The 2,972-nt window shown below is 74.5% G+C and carries 2 protein-coding genes; both read right to left on the bottom strand.

Going from position 1 to position 2,972, the window contains the following annotated elements; genetic code table 11:
- A partial coding sequence (locus tag CCN39_RS43450) for an AMP-binding protein (protein WP_143264378.1) occupies positions 1–2,301 on the bottom strand: 2,301 nt, incomplete at its 3' end.
- Positions 2,298–2,972 (bottom strand): cytochrome P450 (locus CCN39_RS43455; RefSeq protein WP_143264379.1); only part of this gene is annotated, 675 nt, incomplete at its 5' end. The genes CCN39_RS43450 and CCN39_RS43455, both read right to left, overlap by 4 nt.

Here is a 2,972-nt window from a genome sequence, read left to right on the forward strand (position 1 = left end):
GCCGAGCGACCACCCGTCGACGACGATGTGGTGCGCCGCGATGCCGAGGTACCAGTGGCCGGGCCGTTCGACGAGCACGGCTCGGACGAGGGGCCCCGCGGCCAGGTCGAAGGGGGCGGTGGCGAGGTCGTGGAGCGCGCGTGTCGCGTCGTCGCCGTCGGCTTGCCGCAGGGGCAGCGGGCCGGCGGGGCGCACGGTGGCGGTGAGGGTCCCGTCGGCGTCGGGCGCGAAGGTGGTGCGCAGGGCGGGGTGCCGGGCGAGGAGGTCGTCCAGGCAGCGGGCGAGCCGGTCGGGGTCGAGGTTCCCGGTCAGCCGGACGCCACCGTGGACGTGGTAGGCGGGACCGGCGCCCATGGAGTCCAGCAGCCACATGGCTTCCTGGGCCCGGGAGGGGCCAAGACCGTCCATTGTGGCCGGACGGGACGCCGGAGGTGCGGCGAGCAGGGCGCGTAGCCCGGTGAGGGTCAGGCCGTCGAGCAGGCTCGGGACGGGGATCTCGGCCCCGAAGGTGCCGGCGACGGCTTCGGCGAGCCGGACGGCCCGCAGGGAGTCCAGGCCGAGGCCGATGAGCGGCTCGTCCGCGGGGACCCGGTCGAGGTCGAGCACGTCGGCCACGACCGAGACCAGCCGATCGCCCGGCTCGGGGGCGGCCGCGCGAGCACCCGCCACCGGGGCCAGCGCCCCCTCGAGCCACTTCGCCCTGGTCGCCGCTCGCCGGACCTTCCCGCTGGTGGTCCGGGCGATCCCGCCCTGCCGGACCAGCACGACTTCCCGCGGCGTCACCCCGTGGTCGGCGACGATCGCGGCCCGGACCGCGGCCCGCACCGCGTCCGCCGTCCCGGCGCTCGTGCTCGCCGCGATCTCGTGCACCAGCACCAGGTACTCGTCGTCGCCGTCATCCACCGAAAACGCCACCGACCGGCCCGGCCGCAACGCCGGGTGGGCCCGCTCCGCCGTCTGCTCGATGTCCTCCGGGTAGTGGTTGCGGCCGCGCAGCACCATCAGGTCCGTCACGCGGCCCGTCACGTACAACTGCCCGTCCACCGTGAACCCGAGGTCCCCGGTGCGCAGGAACCGCCGCCCGGGGTGGCCGGGCAGCTCGGCACCGAACCGCGCGGCCGTCTCGGCCGGGCGCCCGTGGTAGCCGTCGGTGACGCTCGGCCCGCTCACGCAGATCTCCCCGACCGCACCGGGCTCGGCGTCGACCACGACCACGTCTTCGCCCGTCGCGGCGCCACAGCCGGTCAGCGCCACCGACGGGTGCCCGGCCGGCGGGTCGAGCAGCACCCTGCCCTCGGCCAGTTCCGCGCGGCCCACCTCGACCACGGCCGGCCGCATGCCGCCGGTCACCAGCAACGTCGCCTCGGCGAGCCCGTAACAGGGGTGGAAGGCCGACCGCCGGAACCCGGCCCCGGCGAACGCACCGCCGAACTCGTCGAGCGTCGCGCGGCGGACCGGCTCCGCGCCCACCATCGCGTGCCGCAGCGACGACAGGTCCAACTCCGCTCGATCAGCCTCGGAAATCCGGCGGACGCACTCGCGGTAGCCGAAATCCGGTGCGGCGGTGAACGTCGCGCGGGTCCGGCTGATCTCGGCCAGCCAGCGCACCGGCGCACGCAGGAACGCGGCCGGCGACAGCAGGCTGCCCGGGAAGCCGCCGTGGACCGGCTGCAGGATGCCGCCGATGAGACCCATGTCGTGGTACGGCGGCAGCCAGCTGACCGCGCGGCTGTCGGTGTCGGCGCCGAGCAGCCGGCCGATCTCGGCCAGGTTGGCCATCAGGTTCGCGTGCCGGACCCGCACACCCTTCGGCGTGCCCGTGGAGCCGGAGGTGTACTGCAGGAAGGCCAGGTCGTCCGGGCCGGGTCCCGGGCCGTCGAAGTCGTCGCCGGTGTCGTCGACCAGCAGCCAGCCCGGTCCATCCATTGTGGACATGGAGGGCGCCAGCGCGTCGCGGGTGGCCGCCGTCGACAGCAGCGCGCGGGCCCCGGCGTCGAGAGCGACGTCGAGCATCCGCGCCGCCCCGCGCACGCCGGTCGGCAGGTACACCGGGACCGCGACCGCACCGGCGTAGAGGCACCCGAAGAACGCGGCGACGTAGTCGATCCCCGGCGGGAAGAGCAGCACCACGCGCTCGCCGGCCAGTCCCCGGTCGCGCAGCGCGGCCGCCACTCCGCAGGCCCGCCGGTCGAGGTCGCGGTAGTCGACGACCAGCCGGTCACCGGGGAACTCGAACGCCGTGCGGGACGGCGTCTCCCCGGCCCGGTGGCGCAGAAGGCCGGCCAGGGTCCCTCGGTTCATCCGCGCACCTTCGCGATCACCGGCATGTGCTTGATGCCCGCGACGAAGTTCGACGACAGGTGCTCGACCTCCCCCGCGTGGTCGAGGTCGGCGAAGGTGCCGACGATCTCGTCGAACAGCGCGCGCAGCGTCACCCGGGCGACGGTGTGCCCGACGCAGTAGTGCCCGCCGACGCCGAAGGCGATGTGCCGGTTGGGTTTGCGCTTCGGGTTGAAGGTGAACGGGTCCTCGAACGCGGTCTCGTCCCGGTTGGCCGACCCGAGCCACACCACCACCGCGTCGCCGGAGCGCACCTTGCGGCCGCCGAGGTCGACGTCGCGCACCGCGTGCCGCATGAAGTGGTTGGCCGGCGAGGCCCAGCGCAGCGCCTCCTCCACGGTGGTCAGGATCGTGCCGGTGTTCGCGCTCTCCAGGACCTCGTGCAGCAGCGGCGTGCCGATGACGGCGTCCAGCGCGGCCGTCGGCACGTACGGGGTGGTGACGTTGGCGCCGAGCAGCAGGCTGTAGCAGTTGGCCAGCACCTCGCCGAGGCCCATCGTGCGGCCGTCGACGTCGATGGTCAGCAGCAGGCTGATCAGGTCGTCGCCTTTCGCGTTCTTCTGCCGCGCCCGCACGATTTCGGCGAAGTAGGCGAACAGCTCCCGGTGCGCGCGCTGCAGCGTGGCCTGGGT

Source organism: Amycolatopsis kentuckyensis (assembly GCF_002155975.1).
Classification (GTDB): domain Bacteria; phylum Actinomycetota; class Actinomycetes; order Mycobacteriales; family Pseudonocardiaceae; genus Amycolatopsis; species Amycolatopsis kentuckyensis.